The sequence below is a fragment of the Actinoplanes sp. NPDC048791 genome, from assembly GCF_040650095.1.
Classification (GTDB): Bacteria; Actinomycetota; Actinomycetes; order Mycobacteriales; family Micromonosporaceae; genus Actinoplanes.
Genome location: NZ_JBEZGQ010001098.1, coordinates 1 through 2,628 on the forward strand (window position 1 = coordinate 1; position 2,628 = coordinate 2,628).

The following is a 2,628-nucleotide window of genomic DNA, read 5'->3' on the forward strand; positions in this document are numbered from 1 at the left end:
GTCCAGCCCGGCGGCAACCCGGGCCAGCAGGCTCCGGGTGTCGTCCGCCGTGCTGCCGGCCACCAGGGCCCGGCAGTGCGCGCACCCTTCCAGGTGCACCTCGACGGACCACACCGTGACCTCGTCGAGCTCGGCCGCCGGGTCGGCGTAGCGGGCGATCACCGCGGGGTTCGGATGGGTCGTCATGACAGCGCCTCCCGCAGCGCGAGGCGGGCCCGCCGGGCCCGGGATTTCACCGTGTTCTCCGGTACGCCCAGCAGCAGCGACGTCTCCCGTACCGAGAAACCGTCGAGCACCATCGCCTGCAGCACCTGTCGCGCCTCCGGTGGGAGCACGAGCAGGGCGTGTTCCAGCTCCTGACCGACCCGGGCGGCCATCACCTCGTCCTCGGCGGCCGGCGCGACCGTCTCGGTGAGCGCCACCGCCGGGAGCTGGTTCTGCCGGGCCCGGCGCCGGAACGCGTCGACCAGGCGGTGGGCCGCGATGGTCCACAGCCAGCCGACCCCGTTGCCGGAGGTGGCGGACCCGGCGAAGGTGCCCGCGGCCCGCCACACGGCCAGGTACGTCTCCTGCATCACGTCGGCGACGACGTCCTCGTCGGCGCACCGGCGACGCAACCGGGCGAGCAGCCACGGCGACGTACGCCGGTACAGCTCGTCGAATGCGCCCCGGTCACCGGCGGCGGTGCGGCGTACGAGGTCGTCCTCGCCGGCCGCGTCCAAGCTTCGTCTCACACCCAGCAAGACGAAAGATCACCGCTCGCGGTTCTCCTGTGGGTGTGACATGAGTCACTGCTGGCGGTCGATCACCGGCCCGCGTCGCCCGGGCGGTCCCGGAGCTGGATCTCCGCGCTGTTCTGCAGGAAGCTCTGCTGCGACACCGGCACCAGTACGGCGTCGCGGTGGAAGCCGGGCAGGTCGGTCGCCCCGCAGCTGATCATCGTCGCCTTGAGCTTGGCGATGGTCAGGGCCACGTTGTCGTAGAGGCTGCCCGCGTACGGCACGTAGCCGTCGACCCCCTCCTCGAAGGTGAGCCGGCTGCCACCGCCGTGCTCGTAGCGCGACACGTTGCGGGCCCGGTTGGAGCCCTCACCCCAGTACTCCTTGAAGAACTGGCCGCCGACCCGGACCAGCGGCGACGGGCTCTCGTCGAAGCGGGCGAAGTAGCGGCCCAGCATCACGAAGTCGGCGCCCAGGGCGAACGCCACCGCCATGTGCGCGTCGGTCAGCAGGCCGCCGTCGCAGCACAACGGCACGTACACCCCGGTCTCGGCGGCGTACGCGTCCCGCCCGGCCACGACGTCGATCAGCGCCGACGCCTGCCCGCGCCCGATGCCCTTCTGGTCGCGCGTGGTGCAGATCGAGCCGCCGCCGATGCCGACCTTGACGAAGTCCGCCCCCGCGTCGGCGAGGTAGCGGAACGCGCGGGCGTCCACCACGTTGCCCGCGCCGATCCGCACCTCGTCGCCGTAGGTGTCCCGGACGAACTTCAGGGTGTCGGCCTGCCACACCGAATAGCCGTCGGAGGAGTCGATGCAGAGCAGGTCCGCGCCCGCTTCGACCAGCGCCGGGATGCGTTCGCGGTAGTCGTGGGTGTTGACCCCGGCGCCGACCCGGAACCGCTTGTCGGCGTCGATGGACTCGTTGCGGAACCGCTTGTGCAGCTCGTAGTCGCGGCGCAGCACGATGGACTGCAACGGCCCGTCGGCGTCGACCACCGGCAGCACGTCGAGGCGGTGGTCCCAGATCAGGGTGTTGGCCTCGGACAGGGTGATCGAGGGCGGGGCGGTGACCAGATCCTGGCCCGGGCGCATCCGGGAGTCGACCGGGCTGCCCAGGTCGTGCCGGTGCGGATGGAAGTCGTCGGTCGAGATGAGCCCGACGAACCGCCCGTGCGGGCTGCCGTCGTCGGTGACCACCGCGACGTCCCGTTCGGCCGACTCCAGCAGGAGCGCGACCTCGCCGAGGGTGGCCGACGGCTTGATGTTGATGTCGGAGAACCGGAAGCCGGCCTTGTGCCGCTTGACCGCCTGGACCATCGCGGCCTGGGCGGCGACCGGCTGGTTCTGGTGCACGAAGCTGAGCCCGCCGCACTGGGCCAGCGCGATGGCCAGCCGCGGCGAGGACACCGCGCCCATGATCGCACTGGTCAGGGGAGTGGCCACCCGGACGGCCGCGGGCTCACCGACCCGGTGGCGCACCAGCGGCGCCCCGAGGTCGACGTTGTCCGGGGTGCAGCCGGCGGTGGTGAGGCCGGGGACGAGCAGGAATTCGTTGAGCGTTCGCGACACTTCGTCGAGGATCTTCACAAGGCTCCTGAGCAGTGGGCCGGGCCGACATAAAGGTACGAACCTAGCAGCCGGCCGGGCCTCAGGGGCGCGCTGTCGCCCGGTCGAGGACGTCGTCGGCCGGGCAGCGGCCGCGCAGCACGTACCGCTCGGTGAAGTCGGCCACCGCGTCCCGCAGCTCGCGCGAAACCCCCTGACGGGACAGCGACGCGTACGCGGCGACGAAACACTCCCGCGCGACCGCCGCCAGCTCGGGATCGGTGAGAGCGTCGCGGGCGGCACGCTCCCAGGGCCGGGGCGTGCCCGCCAGCGCCCGCGTCGCCGCCTCGGCCTCGGTGGCC

General features: G+C 72.3%; 2 protein-coding genes and 2 pseudogenes. All 4 read right to left on the bottom strand.

The genetic code is table 11. The annotated features are described in order from the left end of the window. Positions 1–186 (bottom strand): annotated as a pseudogene (locus AB0C29_RS42710) (hypothetical protein); the annotation flags it as partial. Next, positions 183–734 (bottom strand): RNA polymerase sigma factor, encoded by a 552-nt coding sequence (locus AB0C29_RS42715; protein ID WP_360833281.1) that lies wholly within the window; start codon positions 732–734, stop codon positions 183–185. The gene AB0C29_RS42715 and the pseudogene AB0C29_RS42710, both read right to left, overlap by 4 nt. A 71-nt stretch (positions 735–805) precedes the next feature. Further along, positions 806–2,308: an IMP dehydrogenase gene (locus tag AB0C29_RS42720; RefSeq protein WP_360833283.1), complete on the bottom strand. Its 1,503-nt coding sequence runs from the start codon at positions 2,306–2,308 to the stop codon at positions 806–808. 61 nt (positions 2,309–2,369) lie between these two features. Further along, positions 2,370–2,628: pseudogene (locus AB0C29_RS42725) on the bottom strand (glutamylcysteine synthetase); the annotation flags it as partial.